The sequence below is a fragment of the Pseudophaeobacter profundi genome, from assembly GCF_029697505.1.
GTDB lineage: Bacteria > Pseudomonadota > Alphaproteobacteria > Rhodobacterales > Rhodobacteraceae > Pseudophaeobacter > Pseudophaeobacter profundi.
In genome coordinates this window covers 178,112-196,206 of sequence record NZ_JARJEF010000001.1, presented here as the reverse complement: position 1 = coordinate 196,206, position 18,095 = coordinate 178,112, and the positions used below count along the sequence as shown (strand labels likewise).

Sequence of the window (18,095 nt, the reverse complement as noted above, 5' to 3'; positions counted from 1 at the left end):
CCCCGGTAACATGTTGAAATGAAAGAATTCTTTACAGGTTCTTCTGCGCTCGCTATGGTCTCGGAAGTTAGTGGAGACGCCGTTTATGCCCCCGATCCAAGACCACCCGCTGCGTTACGAGCTGGCAAATGAGTTGCACGCGCGTCCCTTTCCGGCGATGCAAAGTCCCAGCACGGTGATCTATCTTGCGGTAAAGCAGCCGCGCCAGGCGGTGCACCGGGATCGCGCGCTTGATATGGCACATCTGACGGCATTGCTGGACCGGCACGGTGCGGCGCATCCAAAGCCGGGTGCGACCCATCATTCGGCTCAGCTGGGGCGCCATGCGCTGAAATGGGAACAGCACACCGAATTTGTCAGCTATACGCTCTATGGCGATGGCGTCAGCGCCCGTGCCTTTGATCCGGCGGATTTTGACGTTTTTCCCAAGGACTGGCTAGAGCAGCTACCGGGGCAGCGGGTGACCTCGCTGATGATGCGGGTTTTGCCCCGGCCGCAGGATGGCGACATCAAGACTGCCCTGCAGGATTGGTTTGTCCCCGAAAGCCTGGCGGTGGCCGAGGTGCTGGAAAACAGCGCGGTGATCGCGGGGGATTTTCGCATTGATCCCGCTGGGCATATGCGGTTTGCGCTCTTTGCCAATGACACGACCGGGGCACAGCGTATCGGCCGTCTGGTGCAGCGTGTCTGCGAGATAGAAACCTACCGGGCGATGTCGATGCTGGGGTTTTCCCGCGCCCGTAGCCTCGCGCCGCCGATTGGGCGCCTGGATAGCGACCTCAGCGGCATGATGGCCGAGATGGCGTCTGACACCGCACCACCGGAACAGACGCTGACGCAGCTTTTGACGGTTTCGGCAGAATTGGAAGCGATGGCAGCGAAGTGTGAATTCCGCTTTGGTGCCACCGGCGCCTATGAGGCGCTGGTCAATCAACGTATCGGCCTGCTGCGAGAGCAGCGCCATGGCGGGTTTCAGCTCTTTGCAGAGTTCATGCTGCGCCGCTACGAGCCCGCCATGCGCACGGTGAAATCCACCGAGAAGCGCATCGCCAGGCTGGCAGACCGGGCCCGTCGCGGCGGAGAGCTGTTGCGAACCCGCGTCGATGTAGAGCGCAGCGGCCAGAATCAGGCGCTATTGGCCAGTATGGATCGGCGCGCCGATCAGGCGCTCCGGCTGCAGCATACGGTCGAAGGGCTGTCGGTGGTGGCGATCAGCTACTATGCGGTCTCGCTGGTGGCCTATCTGGCCTATCCCCTTGCCCTGGCGCTGGGGCTGAGCAAGGGGATGATGACAGCGATGATCACGCTGCCTGTTGTGGGCCTGGTTTGGCTTGGGGTGCGGCGGGTGAAGAAACGGCTTCACTAGCGCCATCGGTGCGCTGTGCATTTTGCAGCAGATGATGGCTGGTGACGCCGCCCAGGGCAATGGCACCCAGGGCTAGCGGCGCGGCGAGGCCAAGGGTGGACATCCCAGCAAGCCCGGCCCCAAGGGTGCAGCCACCAGCCAGAACCCCGCCAAAACCCATAAGCGCAGCACCCAGCATATAACGCCCGGTCTGGCGCGGGCTGTCAAAGCTTTGCCAGGTGAAATCCCCCCGCAGCAGAGCGACCAGCAGCGCACCGATCAGAACACCGGCAACCAGGCCGGGGCCAAAGCTCGCAGGCACGGCACTTGCAGCGATCGTGTAGAACAGGGTCTCGGACATTGGCGCGGTGAATGACAGGCTCTCCATCGCGATGGGGTCGAATTCGTCATATAGCACAAAGCCGGTTGTGACCCAGGCCAGCGGCACCAGCGCACCTATCGTGGCCCCTCCGAGGAGGGCGAGGCCAGAGTTTTGCGATCGCAGCGCCAGCCAGAGTGCGGGCAGGGCGACAAGGGCGCTCCACAACGGCGCACCGCCGGGCAGGGCGGCCAGACTGGCATAGTCGCCCAGCTGCAGGGTCATGCCGCCCAGGCCCGTGCGCAGCGGTGCCAACACGCCCTTCAGCGTCGCATGGGCGGTGATGGCAAAGACGACAAGGCAAAGCAGGGCACGCAGGTTGCCAGTGCCGCTCAGCACGGTCAGGCGCGAAATGCAGCCACGCGTCAGCACCATGCCGACACCAAACATCACCCCACCCAGAACAATCGCGACAATCGGCAGCTCGGCTGCCCAAAGCCGGTGACCGTCAAAGCTGATCCATCCCTGTGCAACCGCTGCCTGGGTGCCTAGCACGGAAACCGCCAGTGCCAGTGCCCAGACCCCGGACGCCTGGCGGCGATCCTCGCCAACCAGGGCGCGACGAAAACAAAACCGTGTCAGCTGCGCCAGGCCGCCAAAGCCAAGGCCAAGCAGAATGGCAAAATATACTGATACCGCGCGCGGTCCTGTCTCTTCAAAGCCGAGGGTCTCGAACATGGGTCTCTCCCGATAGAGTGGAGCTGAACTGGAATGATTTCCCGAAATGAGGCCAATTGCGCCGCACGACAAGGGGGAAAGCGGCGCATTCATCAGAATGCGCAGGAGAGATGTTCTGTTGATGGTGATTTAGGCAGGACCCTGTCCTGCAATGCCCGGCGTGGCAAAAAAATATCGGCCGCCCCAGGGGGCGGCCGGCATTTATTTTCTTATTTGAATATGTCTCAGCGAGAGCCGCAGCAAAGGCCCTGCTGCCCGCTGTTCCTAGCGGCCGCGAATCCGTGGATCCAGCGCGTCACGCAGCCCGTCGCCAAGGTAGTTCACGCTCAGCACCGTCAGAGAAATCGCCATACCGGGCCAGAACACCCGCTCCGGGTGCTGCTGGAGATAGTCGGTGGCATCAAACAGCAGCCGCCCCCAGGTTGGGAAATCGGGCGGAAAGCCAAGACCCAGGAAGGAAAGCGAGCTTTCGGTGATGATCGCGGTGGCGATACCAAGGGTGGCCGAGACCATGATGGGGGACAACACATTGGGCAGGATATGCCGGGTGATCAGCTTGTTGTCGGCGGTGCCGATAGAACGGGCCGCCAGAACGAACTCACGTTCCTTGATGGCCAGCACATCGCCGCGAACGATCCGCGCAGTGGGCATCCAGGAGGTGATGCCAATGGCGCAGACGATCAGGATGAAAATGCCCTGCTCTGGCCCAAAGGCGGCGTTCAGCGGTTCGCGGAACAACAGCATCATCACCAGCAAGAGCGGCAGCAGCGGCAGCGCCAGAAACAGATCGGTCAGCCGCATCAAAGGCCCATCGAGCCGTTTGAAGAAGCCCGCGACAACACCAATGAAAGAGCCGAGAAACAGCGCCAGCATCATTGCCGTCAGCCCGACGGACACAGAGGTGGAGCCCCCGGCCATCATCCGGGCCAGCATATCGCGGCCCAGCTGATCGGTGCCAAAGGGATGCGCCCAGCTGGGCCCTTGGTTGCGGGCCCGGATGTCGATATGGGTTGCATCGATATCCCATAGGAACGGCCCCAGATAGACCGTTGCCACGATCAGCAGGAACAGGATCCCGCCCATCAGGGCGCCGCGGTGCGATTTGAACTGGTCCCAGACGTCCAGCCACTGGCTGCGCGGTGGTTTGCTTGGGATAGGATTGCTCAGCTCAGTCATAGCGGATCCTCGGGTCTAGAATGCCATAGAGCACATCAGCGATCAGGTTGAACAGCACGATGAGGATGGCAAAGATAAAGGTAAGCGTCTGCACCATCGGCAGGTCATTGGCCTGGATCGCACCAATTAGCAGCTGGCCGATACCATTCACCTTGAACACCTGTTCTGTGATGATTGCGCCGCCAAAGATTGCCGGGATGCCCAGTGCAATCACGGTGACCACCGGGATCATTGAATTGCGCAGGACATGCACCATGACCACGACATATTCGCTTAGCCCTTTGGCGCGGGCGGTGCGCACGTAGTCCTGGTTCAGGTTGTCCAGCATCGAGGCGCGCATGAAACGGCTGAGCTGGGCGGTGATCTGCAGCGCCAGCACCATGACTGGCATGATCATCTGCTGCAACTGATAGACAAAGCTGTCCCAGCTATCCACCACATGGGTGGTGTCATAGATCGACGGGAACCAGCCCAGTTGCACCGAGAAGATCACGATGACCAGCACACCCGAAAAGAAGGGCGGCACTGAAAAGCCGACCATCGATATAAAGGTCCCCAGCTGATCAAACCAGCTATACTGGCGATAGGCTGAATAGATGCCAATGGGCAGCGCGATGAAGATGGCGACCACATAGGCGGTGCCAACAACCCACAGGGTCTGTGGCATCCGCTGGATGACGATATCCATCACTGGCGAACGGGTCTGCCAGGAAATTACCCGCAGATCCCCCTGCGAGAAGGTGGTGCCAAAATAGTGGTCAATCATCACCTGGGGTTCAATCCAGAAGAATTGCACCAGCCATTTCCAGAACCGGATCGGGGCGGGTTGGCCAAGGCCCAGGGCCTCGCGCATTTTTTCTTTGACTTCAGGGGGAACTGTGAGGGGAACCTGCGCCATGGGGTCGCCGGGGGCGAGTTCGAGCAGCAGGAAAATCACGAGACTGATGAACAGCAATGTCGGAACCGACAGGACCAGTCGCCTGATTGTAAAGGTCAGCATAGAGCGTGCGCCTTTTGCAATGTGTTATTGTTGATCCGGAAAGGGCGCGCAGCCCTTGGGGTGCGGCCTGTCCAGCGTGTCCGCGATAGAACGGAACGTGGCGCGGATGGCAAGAGGCCCCGGCGAAAACACCGGGGCCCCGTTTCTACAAGATCCGCTTATTTGATGCGGTACCAGTCAGCAGCGTTCCAGAGTTCGCTGTCCCAGACGTTGAGCTTAACGCCACCCAGGCTGTTGGCATGGGCCGAAAGACGACCACGGTGAACCAGTGGGATCATACCACCATTGGTTACGATGATGTCGTTCAGGCGCTTGGAGATTTCGGCACGTGCTTCGGCGCCGGCTGTTTTTGTCAGCTCCGCATGCAGGGCGTCATACTCTTCGTTGCAGAAGCGCGAGATGTTTTCGCCCTGCCATTGGCTTGCAGGCGAAGGTGCCTTGTCGCACAGACCGTTGGCCAGGTAGGACTGCGGGTCGGTGCCGTTGAAGGTATTGGCATACATTTCAACATCGGCATAGAACTTCTGGAAGGTGTCGGGCGAGCCGGGATCACCACCAAAGAACACAGAACCGCTGAGGTTACGCAGCTCGGATTCGATACCGATTTCGCTCCACCACTGTTTGATCAGAGCCTGGAAATCCTGACGCACGGCATTGGTCGAGGTCTGGTACAGGATCTTCATCGGAACACCCGATGGGGTTTCGCGGACGCCGTCACCATCGGTGTCTTTGTAGCCCGCTTCCTCCAGCATCGCGTTTGCAGCTGCAATGTCCTGTTTGTCACAGGTCATGGTGTCAGAGTTCACAGCAGCAGGGGCCGGGACCCAGTTACAGGTGACTTTACCCGCTTTGCCATAGCCGATTTCAACCAGCAAAGGACGGTCGATCGCCAGCGACATGGCGTTGTAAACGGCAGGATCGCCCAAGAAGGGGTGCGGGCGGATCACCGAGCGTTCATCCGGGCCAAGCGCCGGATCGGGGTTGGTGTTGTTCAGCATGATGCGTTCAACCAGCGGGCCAAAGCCTGCGACAGGCGTGCCCTTGCCGGCGGATTCCATCTGGGCCACGACTTCGGGGGCCAGCTGCAGGTTCCAGGCATAGTCGAATTCGCCGGTTTCCATCACGGCACGACCAGCTGCGGTTGCATCACCGCCGCCTTTGAACAGGACCTTGGCAAAGGCAGGCTTGGCCGGGTCGCGAAAGTTGGGGTTGGCCGACAGGGTTATCACATCGTTGGGCTTGAATTCATCCACAACAAAGGGGCCGGTGCCCAGCGGCGCAAAGTTGGCCTCGGTGCATTCGGGGGCCTTGGCGCCCATGCAATCAGCAAACTGAGCAGCCTGAATGATGGGGCTTTCGCCGCCAACAAAGGGGCCATAGGGGAAGGGTGTTGGCTGGGCAAAGGTGACCTTGACCGTCAGATCATCCAGCGCTTCAACCGAAGTCACACCTTCGAATTTGGTAACCTGGGCGCAGCCGCCTTCGGGATCCATGCAGTAATCTGCAGTGAATTTCACGTCTTTCGATGTGAAGGGCGTACCATCGGACCATTTAATGCCAGGGGCGATTTTCCAGGTGATGGTGGTCAGGTCTTCGCTGACGCCGCCATTCTCCACGGTTGGAACTTCGGATGCCAGGAACGGCACCATTTCACCAACTTCATTGTAGCGCGCCAGAGGTTCAATCACCAGAGAGGCAGCCTCGACGTCTTTGGTCCCACCGGACAGAAAGGGGTTCATGATCGAAGGGGCCTGCCAGTAAATAATATTTACCTGACCATCGGCGCCACGCTCGGCAAAAGCTGCCGGAGCGACGGCTGCCGAAGCGATGGCACCCATCAAAAGGGTTTTGAGTTTCATTACACTCTCCTTGTCGAACACGTTACGTGTCTTTTTGTGCCGGGCAACCAGGGCCTGGCTTGTTGCCGCAAAGCTGCGGATACGATGTCGCTCTGCCTCACATTGCGCGGAACAATTTGAAAAACAGACGCTTTTCAAATCACGGGGCCTATGCTGACCCGTCAAGATGGGCAGATACTGAGCATATCGAAACAGAGTTTGAGGAAAATGCAAGCCTTACCAGAGGTTTTTTCCGGCAAGGCTTTCCATTCGAGATTATTAAAGGCAGATTTGACGGCAAGACCAAGATCGACGTAGATTTCGGCAAGGCCCGACACCGGGCCGCATAACATAATAGATACAGGGGGGCGCCAGGTGCTTGATCAACCTATTGCGCAAATCAAAGGCCTGCGGGTTGAGTTTCAAACCAAGGATGGCCCGGTTGTTGGCGTCGAGAATGTTTCCTTTGATGTGAACCCCGGAGAGACCGTCTGCGTCGTGGGCGAGTCGGGGTCGGGCAAATCCGTCTCCTCGCTGTCGCTGATGCGTCTGGTGGAATTTGGCGGCGGAGAGATCACTAGCGGGGCGCTGATGTTTGATCGCCGTGACGGTGGCGAAATGGATCTGGCCCAGGCCTCCAGTGAGGTGATGAAGGATATCCGGGGCAACGAAATCGGGATGATCTTTCAAGAGCCGATGACGGCGCTGAACCCGGTGTTCACCGTTGGTCGCCAGCTCACCGAAGGGCTGCGGGTGCACAAGGATATGTCGCAATCCCAGGCCGAAGAACGCGCTCTGGAACTGCTGCGCGAGGTCCGCATCCCCGAACCAGAACGCCGCCTGAAGCAATATCCGCATGAATTGTCGGGCGGTATGCGCCAGCGCGTGGTGATCGCAATGGCCATGGCCTGTGAGCCGCGCCTGCTGATCGCGGACGAGCCGACAACCGCGCTGGATGTGACCATTCAGGCCGAGATCCTGGCGCTGATGGATCGGCTGAAACGTGAAACCGGCACCGCAGTCATGTTCATCACCCACGACATGGCCGTCGTGGCGCAGATGGCGGACCGTGTCGTCGTCATGTTCCGCGGCAACAAGGTCGAAGAGGGCACCGTCGAAGAGATCTTTGAAAACCCGCAGCATGATTACACCAAGGCACTGTTGGCTGCGGTGCCAAAGCTGGGCGAAATGCAGGGTAAGGCCTATCCTGAACCGATGAAGCTGATGGGGGTCGAGGATCAGAAGATCGCGCCGATCACTGGCACCAATGAGGTGCTGCTGAATGTTGAAAACCTGACCACCCGATTCGCCGTCAAAGGCGGCTTGCTGCGCCGGACCGTCGCAAATGTGCATGCGGTGGAAGATGTCTCTTTCAAGGTCTTCAAGGGCCAGACCCTGTCACTGGTGGGCGAATCAGGGTGTGGCAAATCCACCGCCGGGCGGTCGCTGTTGCGTCTGGTCGAACCGTTGTCGGGCAAGGTGGAATTTGAAGGGCGCGATATCCTGGGGTTGAACCATGCAGATCTGCACAAGGCGCGCCTGGATATGCAGATGATCTTTCAGGATCCCTTTGCGTCGCTCAACCCGCAGATGCAGTTGCTGGATCAGGTGGCAGAACCCCTGCGCAACTATGGCCTGGCGTCAGGGTCCGAGCTGCAGGATAGGGTTGCGAATCTGTTTGATCGGGTACAGCTGCCGCGCAGTTTCATGCGCCGCTACCCGCACGAGATGTCCGGCGGCCAGCGCCAGCGAATCGCCATCGCGCGTGCCCTGGCGCTGAACCCTAAACTGATCGTCGCAGATGAGGCCGTCTCGGCGCTGGATGTTTCTGTACAAGCCCAAGTCTTGAACTTGATGATGGAATTGCAGGCAGATCTGGGGCTGTCCTTCCTGTTCATCAGCCATGACATGGCCGTGGTAGAGCGGGTCAGCCATCAGGTCGGGGTGATGTATCTGGGGCGTATTGTTGAGCTTGGCCCGCGTGCCCGCGTCTTTGAGAACCCGCAGCATGCCTATACCCAGGCCTTGATGAAGGCGGTTCCCATTGCCGATCCGCATCGCCGCAAGAGCGAAAAAGACCTGAATTTCAAACCTATCCCGTCGCCGATTCACGGGCTGGACTATAAGCCCGAACCTTCGCAGTATCAGGAGGTCGAGCCAGGCCATTATGTGCTGACCACCGATAGCGGGTATTGAGCGCATGGCGACTATTTTGACACCGCTGGAACTGATGCAGCATCTGGTCAGCTTTCCAACCGTCAGCCGTGACACCAATCTGCCGCTGGTGGATTGGGTGCAGGACTATCTGCAGGGGCATGGCATCACCGCGCATCGCTGGGTGGATCCGGCCCAGCCCCATAAGGCGGCGCTCTTTGCTCATGTCGGCCCAGAGATCGAGGGCGCGGTCGTGCTGTCGGGGCATACTGATGTGGTGCCTGTGGATGGCCAGCCCTGGGATAGTGATCCGTTTACCGTGGTGGAACGCGACGGTAAATATTTTGGCCGGGGCACCTGCGACATGAAGGGCTTTGACGCCCTGGCGATCTGGGCATTGGTCGAGGCACATCACCGCGGCGTGAAACGCCCGCTGCAGCTGGGCCTGAGCTTTGATGAAGAGATCGGCTGCACCGGTGCGCCGCCGATGATCGAAGCCATGCAGCCGCTGCTGCCCAAGGGGGCGGCGGTGATTGTTGGCGAACCCTCGATGATGCAAGCGGTCACAGGCCACAACGGGGCCTATGCCTACAACACGCATGTGATCGGCTTTGAGGTGCATTCCTCGCTGTTGCCCACCGGGGTCAGCGCCATCATGGAGGGCGCCAAGCTGATCGATTGGGCCAATCAGCGCAACGCAGAAAACCAGGCGCAGGAGCCGGGCGAGATGCAGGCGCTGTTCAACCCGCCCTTTACCACCTGCCATGTCGGCACGATCTCGGGCGGCACGGCCAATAATATCACCGCCAAGGACTGCCATTTCATGATGGGCTTTCGTGTGGTTCCAGGCGAAAATGGCGACGACTGGGAAAAGGCCTATCTGGCCGAGGTCAAAAAGGTCGAGGCCGGGATGCAGGCGATCCACCCCGAGGCGCGTATTGATGTGACCCAGGCGTTTCATGTGCCCGGTTTGGTGCCGGAAGAGGCAGGCGAGGCCGAAACACTGGTGCGCAGCCTCACCGGTGATAACGCGACCCATGTGGTGACCTATGGAACCGAGGCCGGGCAATTCCAGGCTGCAGGCTATTCGGCGGTGATCTGTGGCCCCGGCGATATTGCCCAGGCGCATCAGCCCAACGAATATGTCACTGTCGCACAGTTCAATGCAGGCCATGACTTTATGAAAAAACTGGTCGCGCGGCTGGCGCAATAGCGGCGGATGCATCCTGTGCGGGCGGACATCTTCTTCTTTCTTCTTTGCACCCGCGAAAGGTAGCTATGCAAAATACCGAAAGCGACCTCTTGCAAGAGGTCTATCAAGACGTTGATTTTGCCGTGCTGATACAAATAGCCGGGCGGATGATTGCCCAGCACGTAGAGCTGATCGGCAAGGAAACCGGGCTATCTGCAGGGCATCTCAGCGTTTTGGGGATGATTCTTCGCAAGCCGGGACTGGTGCAGAACGCCTATGGGACGATCCTGGCCATCAATGACGCCACCCTGGGGCGCTATGTTGACAAGCTGGAGGACCACGGGCTGGTCCAGCGGGCGCGCTGTGACGGGGATCGGCGCACCGTGCGACTGACGCTGACGCAGGCTGGCCAGGACTACATTCGGACGGTCAAATCCCGCCTGACACAGGTGCGTGCAGAGGTGACCGGCGGGTTGCAAGCAGATGATATTTCTCTTCTGCATGAAAAGCTCGTTGTCTTTCTGTCGGCGCAGGGGCGGGACCAGCAAGACCCGTAGACAAGCGTTTTTTATTTTCGTACCAATCATCTCAAGTGAGAGGAGTTGAGCCCGTGCCCATCAAGAATAGATTTGCCGAAATGCAGCAAGAGGTGACCGGCTGGCGGCGCCACCTGCATGAAAACCCCGAACTGATGTATGAGCTGCACAAAACAGCGGCTTTTGTTCAGGAGCGTTTGCACGGTTTTGGTATCACCGATGTGACGCCCGGCATTGGCAAGACGGGTGTTGTGGCGGTGATCGAGGGCAAGACCAATACCTCGGGTCGGGTGATTGGCCTGCGCGCCGATATGGACGCCCTGCCAATTCACGAGGCTTCGGGGGTGGATTATGCGTCCAAGACGCCGGGGGTGATGCATGCCTGTGGCCATGATGGGCATACGGCAATCCTGCTGGGGGCAGCGAAATACCTGGCCGAGACCCGCAATTTTGACGGCAAGGTCGTTCTGATTTTCCAGCCCGCCGAAGAGGGAGGCGCAGGTGCGCTGGCCATGTGCCAGGATGGCCTGATGGAGCGTTGGGGCATTCAGGAAGTCTATGGCTTGCACAATATGCCGGGCAAGCCAGTTGGCGAATTTGCCATTCGTTCCGGAGCTTTGCTGGCCTCTTCGGACGAATTTGAGATCACTGTCACCGGCAAGGGGGGGCATGCCGCTGCGCCGCATGATTCCATCGACACCACCCTTGTGGCCGCGCAGATTGTGGTCTCGCTCCACTCTATCGTGTCGCGCAACGTCAACCCGGTCAAACGGGTGGTGCTCACGGTGGGCACCTTTGAAACCGACAGTACCGCGTCAAATGTGATTGCCCATACGGCCAAATTGCAGGGCACGGTGCGCACGCTGGATACCGAATACCGCGCCCAGGCGGAAGACTGGGTGCGCCGGGTGGCGACAAGCACAGCCGAGGCCTTTGGCGCCAGTGCCGAGGTGACCTGGTCACCAGGCTATCCGGTGACATTCAACACCGAGACCGAGACGGGCCATGCCATCGAGGCGGCGCGGGCGGTCGGGGTCGCTGTCGATGAGAATACATCGCCGATCATGCCGTCAGAGGATTTTTCCTACATGCTGGAAGAGCGCCCCGGCGCCTATATCTTCCTCGGCAATGGCGATACGCCGATGTGCCACCACCCGGCCTACATCTTTGACGACGAGGCAATTCCGCTGGGCTGCAGCTGGTTTGCCGAACTGGTCGAACGACGTATGCCTGCTGCGTAACCTCAACAGGGAAGGACAGGCGCGATGCCCGTTAAGAACCGAATTGCCGATCTGCACGACGAGGTGGCCGCCTGGCGTCGCGATATCCATGAAAATCCTGAAATCCTGTATGAAACCCATCGCACCAGCGCCCTGGTGGCTGAAAAGCTGCACAGCTTTGGCTGTGATGAGGTGGTGACCGGGATTGGCCGGACCGGGGTTGTTGCCGTGATCAAGGGGCGCAGCAATTCCCAGGGGCGCGCCATTGGGCTGCGCGCCGATATGGATGCGCTGCCGATGCAGGAACAAACCGGGCTGGACCATGCCTCTAAAATCCCCAATGCGATGCATGCCTGTGGCCATGACGGCCATACCGCCATGCTGTTGGGTGCGGCAAAATATCTGGCCGAAACCCGCAATTTTGATGGCACCGCCGTGGTGATCTTTCAGCCCGCCGAAGAGGGCGGCAATGGCGCCGAAGCCATGTGCAAGGACGGCCTGATGGATCGCTTCGGCATTGATGAAGTCTATGCCATTCACAATGCGCCGGGGCTGGAGCTGGGCAAATTTGCCATTCGTCCCGGCCCGATCCTGGCCTCGGTGGATGAATTCACGCTGCAGCTGCAGGGGCGCGGTGGCCATGCCGCCAAACCAAATGAAACCGTCGATACCACGGTGATGATGGCGCATATCATCTGCGCGTTGCAAACGGTGATGTCGCGCAATGTCGACCCGGTCTTGCAGGGGGTGCTGTCGGTGACCTCGGCTGAAACCTCTTCCAAGGCATTTAACGTGATCCCGGATCGGGCCGAGGTGCGCGGCACCATCCGCACCCATTCCCCGCAGGTGCGCGCCCTGATCCCAGAGCGGCTGCAGGCGATCGTTGACGGCATCGCCCAGAGCTTTGGCGGATCGGCGGAGCTGTCCTTTCACCTTGGCGTGCCGGTCACGATCAATGATGCGGCGGCAGCAGATCTGGCCCGGGTGGCGGCAGAAACGGTTTCGGGGGTGGGCGCCTGTGAAGAGGTGCCATTGGCCATGGGCGGAGAGGATTTTTCCTTTATGCTGCAGGAACGCCCCGGTGCGATGATCCGGCTGGGCAACGGACCCTCTGCCGGGCTGCACCATCCGGAGTATGATTTCAACGATGCGGCGATCCCAGCCGGTATCAGCTGGTTTGCCGAAATTATCGAACAACGCATGCCTGTCGCCTGACAGGCAATCTGCGCCCGACAGAGACCACCATTCAATAGCCTCCCTCGGACAAGGTGCCGGGGGTGTTACTTCCAAAGGAGAGCTTCCATGCCGGTCAAGAACCGCTTTGCCGAATTGCAAAAAGAAATCACCGAATGGCGTCGTGACATTCACGAAAACCCTGAAATCCTGTTTGAAACCCACCGGACCTCGGCGCTGGTGGCAGACAAGCTCAAGGAATTCGGCTGTGATGAAATCACCACCGGCATTGGCCGCACCGGGGTTGTTGGCGTGATCAAGGGTAAGACCGATACCGCGGGCAAGGTCATTGGCCTGCGCGCCGATATGGACGCGCTGCCCATCCACGAAGCAACCGGGCTGGACTATGCCTCCAAGACCCCCGATGCGATGCATGCCTGCGGCCATGACGGCCATACCGCCATGCTGTTGGGCGCTGCGAAATACCTCTCCGAGACCCGTAATTTTGACGGCACCGTGGTTCTGATCTTTCAACCCGCCGAAGAAGGCGGCGGCGGCGGTAAAGAAATGTGCGACGATGGCATGATGGAACGCTGGGGCATTCAGGAAGTCTACGGCATGCACAACTGGCCTGGGAAACCGATTGGCAGCTTTGCAATCCGTCCCGGTGCCTTTTTTGCCGCCACCGACCAGTTTGACATCACCTTTGAAGGGCGCGGTGGCCATGCGGCAAAACCGCATGAAACCATCGATACCACCGTGATGTCTGCGCAGGCGGTTCTGGCATTGCAGACCATCGCATCGCGCAATGCGGATCCGGTGGACCGGGTTGTTGTGTCGGTGACTTCGTTTGAAACCTCTTCCAAGGCGTTCAACGTGATTCCACAGCGGGTTCAGATCAAAGGCACCGTGCGCACCATGTCGACAGAGATGCGCGATCTCGCCGAAAAGCGGGTCCAGGAAATCTGCGCCGGCGTGGCGGCGACTTTTGGTGGTAGCGCAGAGGTGACCTATCACCGCGGCTATCCGGTGATGGTGAACCACGAAGAGCAGACCGAATTCGCGGCCAAGGTGGCCAGCGGTATTTCCGGTGGCTGCGATGAGGCACCGCTGGTGATGGGCGGCGAAGACTTTGCCTTCATGCTGGAAGAGCGCCCCGGCGCCTATATCCTGGTTGGCAATGGCGACAGCGCCGATGTGCACCATCCGGAATATAACTTCAACGACGAGGCCATCCCGGCCGGCTGCAGCTGGTGGGCGGAAATTGTCGAACAGCGCATGCCTGCGGCCTGATCCGGCAGCCAACCCAAACACCTGTGCAAAAGGCCTGGCGATTGCCGGGCCTTTTGTCTGTCTGGCCCGCCTCTTTGTCTGCTGGGCCGTTGTCTGACGACCGCCGCCATCGGCGCGCCATCTTATCTTGCAGGGCTTAGCCCTTGCTCCATAGTTCTTGGTAAACTGCTTCAATGCCTTCGGCCTCGCGGGTGGCGCTGAAGCTGTTGATGGCAACGTCACGGGCGCGGGCGCACATGGCCTGATGGCGGTCTGGGTTTGACAATAGCGCCAGGGCGGCTGCGGCTGCGGCTGCGGCGTCCTCTAGCGGGACAATCTTGCCGGTGGTTCCCTGGGCGGAAAAGGCGCTGTAATAGCCCGCTTGCGAAGCAATGAAGGGCACACCACTGGCCATGCCTTCCAGCGGCACCATGCCGTAGCCCTCATAGCGCGGCAGCTGCACCACAAGTGACAGGGCGCGCATGACCTGCGGCAGGTCCTGCGGGGCCACCTCGCCGGGGAACAGGATACGATCGCTCAAGCCTGCGGCCTTGATACGCGCCTGAAGCCCCTGCAAAAACCGTTGATGTTCGGGGGCCGCGCGGCCCAGCACCAAGGCGGTTGCGCCGGGGAGGTCGGGCAGCAGCTGCAGCATCGCTTCGACAAAGAGATCGGTGCCTTTTTCCGGCCGGATCCTGCCAATACTGGCCAGCCCCAACGTGCCACCATAGCCAAGCGCCCGCCAGGCAGTGGCGCGATTTTCGGCGGGGCAGTAGAGATCGGTATCAACCCCGTGCGGCACCACGGCGCGCACATGGGGCACAAAATCTGCTGCCTTTTCAGTGGTGGCGACCACCGCATCCATGCGCGAAATCAGCCAGCGCGGCAGCGCCGAATGGCGGCGCTGTGCAGCCGAGGTAAAGACAATGCGGATTGGCAGCCGCAGAACATCGCGGCTCCAGATCGCGGCGCGCATTTCAGTGTTGCGACGTACATGCCAGATGGAAAAGGGGTAGTCCTGCGGTGGCTTTGCCGCCAGGCGGCGCGCGGTCTGCAGCGACATCGGCGCCGGGCAGGCGGGCAGCGCACGTCCGATCAGCCGCACCTCATGCAGCGCCATCTGCTGGCGCAGAACATTGGCGGCAGTGGCCGAGACCCCGGTGAAGTTCTTGTTGAAGTTGGTGACATAAAGCTCATTCACGCCGGGTCTCCTAGGTTGAGGCCGGTGATCAGCCGGGTGACCACCTGATCCAGTTGGCCCGATTGCGCCGCAAGATAGTCGCCTGCGGCGTCGCGGGCGGCGTGCAGCGCCTCTGGCTGGGTAAGCCAGTGATCCACCGCTGCGGCCAAACTGTCGGCATCCGCCACCTCGACTGCGCCGCCCGCGGCGATCAGCGGCGGAAAGGTTTCGCTGAAATTGCTATAGCCCGGACCGGTCAGCACTGCCGCTTTGGCCTGGGCCACCTCAAAGGGATTATGGCCGCCAATCGGCAGCAATGATCCGCCAAGAAAGACAATCTCGCTCAGCGCGTACCAACTGCCCAGCTCTCCCAATGTGTCGGCCAGATAGACCTGCGTTTCACGGGCCAGGGGGGCAGCGCTGCTGCGTTGCGCAAAGGTCAGGCCAGCCTTGGTGATCTTGTCGCGGACCTCGGCGGCACGGGTCGGATGACGCGGTGCCAGAAGTAGGCAGAGATCGGGGTGATCGCGCAGCAGGGCGCGATGGGCGGCCAGGATGATCTCTTCTTCGCCTTTGTGGGTTGAACTGGCAATCCAGACCGGGCGTCCGGATAGCGCGGCGCGCATTTCGGCCACAAGGGCGGTGTCTTGCGGCAGCGCAGCAGCAGCGGCTTTGAGGTTGCCACTGGGAAATACCCGGTCAGCATTGCCGCCAAGCGAGACCAGATCCTGCGCCACCGCCGGGTTCTGCGCCAGCAGCAGATCAAACAGCCCAAGAATGAAACGCGCCGTTGGCAGCTTTTTGCGCCAGCTGGCAACCGAGCGTGCAGAAAGGCGGGCATTGACCAGCGCCAGCCGGGTACCACGCGCCTTGGCGCTTGCCAGGGTAACCGGCCACAGTTCACTTTCGACAAAGATCCCGGCGTCGGGGCGCCAATGGTCCAGAAACCGCCGTACCGCCCTGCCGCTGTCCAGCGGCGCAAACTGGTGCTGGCAGCCCTCGGGCAGACGTTTGGCTGCCATCACCGCTGATGTCGCCGTGCCGGAGGTCAGCAAAAATCGTGCCTTGGGCAGCTGCGGGCGCAGGCGGTTGATCAGCGTCAGCGCCGCTTGGCTTTCGCCAACCGAGGCCCCGTGAAACCAGATCAGCGCGGCACCCGGTGCAAGAGCAGGGCGGGGTTGGCTGGCCCGGCCAAGTCGCTCGCGTTGGCGCAGTCTGGGAATGCCTTCGGCAGCCAGTTTTGCGGCAACTTTGCGATAGGCAAAGGGCAAGAGCATCGCGGTCAGGGCGCGATAACTGTGAAACAGCAGCGTTGGCGGTGCTGTTTTTTCAGGTTTTGACATGGGCTTCGCTTACCCGCCGGTATGGCTCATGTGGCGGGACATGGTGCCGCCGACTTCTTGCCGGGAATAGTCAAAATCATGGCCTTTGGGTTTGTCGCCAATGGCGGCACGAATAGCATTTTCCAGCAGGTCAGAACCTTCGGGGCTGGCCCGCAGCGGGCTGCGCAGATCAGCGGACCCTTCCTGGCCGAGGCAGGTATAGATCTCGCCGGTGCAGGTGATGCGCACCCGGTTGCAGCTTTCGCAGAAATTATGGCTGAGCGGGGTAATAAAACCGATCTTCTGGCCGCTTTCTTCCAGGCGCACATAGCGCGCCGGCCCGCCAGAGCGTTCCGCAAGATCACTGACGGTATAGTGTTTTTCGTATTCCGCGCGCAGCTCTTTCAGGGACCAGAACTGGCCGATGCGATTGGCATCGCCGATGTCTTCGCCCATGGGCATTACCTCGATCCAGGTCAGGTCGATGTCGCGGCTGGCGCACCAGCGGGTGATGTCCGGTAGCTCTGCCTCGTTGAAACCCTTTAGGGCGACGGCGTTGATCTTGACCCGCAGCCCCGCCTTTTGTGCCGCATCAATGCCGCGCAGCACTTGGGGCAGGCGGCCCCAACGGGTGACGCGGGCGAATTTTTCTTCGTCCAGGGTATCAAGCGAGATATTCACCCGGCGCACCCCGGCGGCAAACAGATCTTTGGCGTATTTTTCCAGCTGCGATCCATTGGTGGTCAGGGTCAGTTCTTGCAGGGCACCGCTGTCCAGATGCCGCGACATCGACTGAAAGAAGGTCATGATACCTCGCCGCACCAGGGGCTCTCCGCCAGTGATGCGCAGTTTTCGCACACCTAATTTGACAAAGGTAGAGCAGAGCCGATCCAGTTCTTCCAGGGTCAGCAGCTCTTTCTTGGGCAGAAAGGTCATGTTTTCCGACATGCAATAGACGCAGCGGAAATCACAACGGTCAGTGACCGAGACGCGCAGATAGGTGATTGCGCGGGCGAAGGGATCAATCAATGGTGCATTCATGCCCTATAGCTAAGGCGCAGTCTTGCTCAGGGCAAGAAGAGACTCTGTTTTGGTGCTGGTCATGGCGCTGTACCAGGGCTAGGCTGGCGCTATGAAAAAGCTGATCCTTGCCTTTGCGCCCGCCGTTTTGCTGACTGCTTGCAATACCTTGCAGTGGAACTCTGATATTCTTGGTGGGCCGCGGCCCGACACCGCCCAGGGGAGCGGCCAAACGGCGACTGCAGATTCTGGCGCGCCGCTCTCGGCAATTTCGACCGAGGATGCCCTGGCGTCGGGGGATCTGACGGATAGCCTGGTTGCTGTGCCCTCAACCGACCCGGCGGATGCCTTTCAGGGGCGCGCCAGTACGGTGGCCTCGCTGGGGGATCCGGCGATCCCCGGCATGTGGATGCAGACTGACCTGGTGACCAGGCCCCAGGCCGCGCGTCTGCGCAGTGCCAATGGCAAAGAGGTGATGGTCACGCTGAAACCCGCTGCGGCGGGCAGTTCCGGCGGTGGACGCCTGTCGATAGGTGCCATGCGCGCCCTTGGCGCCCCCTTGAGCGAGCTGGTTGAGGTCCAGGTATTGCCCGCAGGCTGACCTTCTGGC

Annotated in this window: 15 protein-coding genes; 8 read left to right on the top strand and 7 right to left on the bottom strand. The window is 60.3% G+C overall.

What is annotated here, in order from left to right; all coding sequences use genetic code 11:
* Window positions 1-85 precede the first annotated feature (85 nt).
* A complete protein-coding gene (locus P2081_RS00930; RefSeq protein ID WP_278921000.1) occupies window positions 86-1,366 on the top strand; it encodes a DUF3422 family protein in 1,281 nt (426 codons plus the stop codon).
* On the opposite strand, the gene P2081_RS00925 is transcribed toward P2081_RS00930, so the two are convergent.
* From P2081_RS00925 to P2081_RS00910, 4 genes are all read right to left on the bottom strand, one after another.
* Entirely contained in the window at window positions 1,302-2,402 is a 1,101-nt protein-coding gene (locus P2081_RS00925; RefSeq protein ID WP_278920999.1) for a YeeE/YedE family protein, read from the bottom strand. The two genes, P2081_RS00930 and P2081_RS00925, sit on opposite strands and share 65 nt — an antisense overlap.
* A 264-nt stretch (window positions 2,403-2,666) precedes the next feature.
* On the bottom strand, window positions 2,667-3,578 hold the full coding sequence (locus P2081_RS00920; protein WP_278920998.1) for an ABC transporter permease: 912 nt from the start codon (window positions 3,576-3,578) through the stop codon (window positions 2,667-2,669).
* The gene (locus P2081_RS00915; RefSeq protein ID WP_278920997.1) at window positions 3,571-4,578 is read right to left on the bottom strand and encodes an ABC transporter permease; all 1,008 of its coding nucleotides are present in this window, start codon (window positions 4,576-4,578) and stop codon (window positions 3,571-3,573) included. Before P2081_RS00915 ends, P2081_RS00920 begins: the two co-directional genes overlap by 8 nt.
* 158 nt (window positions 4,579-4,736) lie before the next feature.
* Window positions 4,737-6,437, bottom strand: a complete 1,701-nt coding sequence (locus tag P2081_RS00910; protein WP_278920996.1) for a peptide ABC transporter substrate-binding protein — start codon at window positions 6,435-6,437, stop codon at window positions 4,737-4,739.
* Window positions 6,438-6,791: 354 nt separating this feature from the next.
* On the opposite strand from P2081_RS00910, the gene P2081_RS00905 reads away from it, so the two are divergent.
* From P2081_RS00905 to P2081_RS00880, 6 genes are all read left to right on the top strand, one after another.
* Window positions 6,792-8,612, top strand: a complete 1,821-nt coding sequence (locus P2081_RS00905) for an ABC transporter ATP-binding protein (RefSeq protein WP_278920995.1) — start codon at window positions 6,792-6,794, stop codon at window positions 8,610-8,612.
* A gap of 4 nt (window positions 8,613-8,616) precedes the next feature.
* The gene (gene argE / locus P2081_RS00900) at window positions 8,617-9,783 is read left to right on the top strand and encodes an acetylornithine deacetylase (protein WP_278920994.1); all 1,167 of its coding nucleotides are present in this window, start codon (window positions 8,617-8,619) and stop codon (window positions 9,781-9,783) included.
* A 65-nt stretch (window positions 9,784-9,848) separates the two neighbouring features.
* A complete protein-coding gene (locus P2081_RS00895; protein WP_278920993.1) occupies window positions 9,849-10,319 on the top strand; it encodes a MarR family winged helix-turn-helix transcriptional regulator in 471 nt (156 codons plus the stop codon).
* Between the two features lie 53 nt (window positions 10,320-10,372).
* Window positions 10,373-11,539 carry a M20 aminoacylase family protein gene (locus P2081_RS00890; protein WP_278920992.1) on the top strand — a complete coding sequence of 389 codons (1,167 nt, stop codon included), beginning with the start codon at window positions 10,373-10,375 and terminating at the stop codon, window positions 11,537-11,539.
* Between the two features lie 24 nt (window positions 11,540-11,563).
* Entirely contained in the window at window positions 11,564-12,733 is a 1,170-nt protein-coding gene (locus tag P2081_RS00885; RefSeq protein WP_278920991.1) for a M20 aminoacylase family protein, read from the top strand.
* 87 nt (window positions 12,734-12,820) lie between these two features.
* Complete coding sequence (locus tag P2081_RS00880; protein WP_278920990.1) at window positions 12,821-13,984, top strand: M20 aminoacylase family protein; 1,164 nt, start codon at window positions 12,821-12,823, stop codon at window positions 13,982-13,984.
* A gap of 136 nt (window positions 13,985-14,120) precedes the next feature.
* Here P2081_RS00880 and P2081_RS00875 read toward each other — a convergent pair whose 3' ends face one another.
* Genes P2081_RS00875 through moaA form a run of 3 tightly spaced genes read right to left on the bottom strand, consistent with a single transcriptional unit; the run spans window position 14,121 to window position 17,506 of the window.
* Window positions 14,121-15,164: a glycosyltransferase family 4 protein gene (locus tag P2081_RS00875; RefSeq protein ID WP_278920989.1), complete on the bottom strand. Its 1,044-nt coding sequence runs from the start codon at window positions 15,162-15,164 to the stop codon at window positions 14,121-14,123.
* On the bottom strand, window positions 15,161-16,486 hold the full coding sequence (locus tag P2081_RS00870) for a 3-deoxy-D-manno-octulosonic acid transferase (RefSeq protein WP_278920988.1): 1,326 nt from the start codon (window positions 16,484-16,486) through the stop codon (window positions 15,161-15,163). Before P2081_RS00870 ends, P2081_RS00875 begins: the two co-directional genes overlap by 4 nt.
* Window positions 16,487-16,495: 9 nt before the next feature.
* Window positions 16,496-17,506: a GTP 3',8-cyclase MoaA gene (gene moaA, locus P2081_RS00865; protein ID WP_278920987.1), complete on the bottom strand. Its 1,011-nt coding sequence runs from the start codon at window positions 17,504-17,506 to the stop codon at window positions 16,496-16,498.
* 91 nt (window positions 17,507-17,597) lie between these two features.
* On the opposite strand from moaA, the gene P2081_RS00860 reads away from it, so the two are divergent.
* Complete coding sequence (locus tag P2081_RS00860; RefSeq protein WP_278920986.1) at window positions 17,598-18,086, top strand: hypothetical protein; 489 nt, start codon at window positions 17,598-17,600, stop codon at window positions 18,084-18,086.
* Window positions 18,087-18,095: the final 9 nt, after the last annotated feature.

What these genes read in the sequence shown, in the direction of transcription:
- P2081_RS00930 (WP_278921000.1), top strand. Translation starts at nt 86, where the DNA reads ATGCCCCCGATCCAAGACCACCCGCTGCGTTACGAGCTGGCAAATGAG.
- P2081_RS00925 (WP_278920999.1), bottom strand. Translation starts at nt 2,402, where the DNA reads ATGTTCGAGACCCTCGGCTTTGAAGAGACAGGACCGCGCGCGGTATCA.
- P2081_RS00920 (WP_278920998.1), bottom strand. Translation starts at nt 3,578, where the DNA reads ATGACTGAGCTGAGCAATCCTATCCCAAGCAAACCACCGCGCAGCCAG.
- P2081_RS00915 (WP_278920997.1), bottom strand. Translation starts at nt 4,578, where the DNA reads ATGCTGACCTTTACAATCAGGCGACTGGTCCTGTCGGTTCCGACATTG.
- P2081_RS00910 (WP_278920996.1), bottom strand. Translation starts at nt 6,437, where the DNA reads ATGAAACTCAAAACCCTTTTGATGGGTGCCATCGCTTCGGCAGCCGTC.
- argE (WP_278920994.1), top strand. Translation starts at nt 8,617, where the DNA reads ATGGCGACTATTTTGACACCGCTGGAACTGATGCAGCATCTGGTCAGC.
- P2081_RS00895 (WP_278920993.1), top strand. Translation starts at nt 9,849, where the DNA reads ATGCAAAATACCGAAAGCGACCTCTTGCAAGAGGTCTATCAAGACGTT.
- P2081_RS00885 (WP_278920991.1), top strand. Translation starts at nt 11,564, where the DNA reads ATGCCCGTTAAGAACCGAATTGCCGATCTGCACGACGAGGTGGCCGCC.
- P2081_RS00880 (WP_278920990.1), top strand. Translation starts at nt 12,821, where the DNA reads ATGCCGGTCAAGAACCGCTTTGCCGAATTGCAAAAAGAAATCACCGAA.
- P2081_RS00870 (WP_278920988.1), bottom strand. Translation starts at nt 16,486, where the DNA reads ATGTCAAAACCTGAAAAAACAGCACCGCCAACGCTGCTGTTTCACAGT.
- moaA (WP_278920987.1), bottom strand. Translation starts at nt 17,506, where the DNA reads ATGAATGCACCATTGATTGATCCCTTCGCCCGCGCAATCACCTATCTG.
- P2081_RS00860 (WP_278920986.1), top strand. Translation starts at nt 17,598, where the DNA reads ATGAAAAAGCTGATCCTTGCCTTTGCGCCCGCCGTTTTGCTGACTGCT.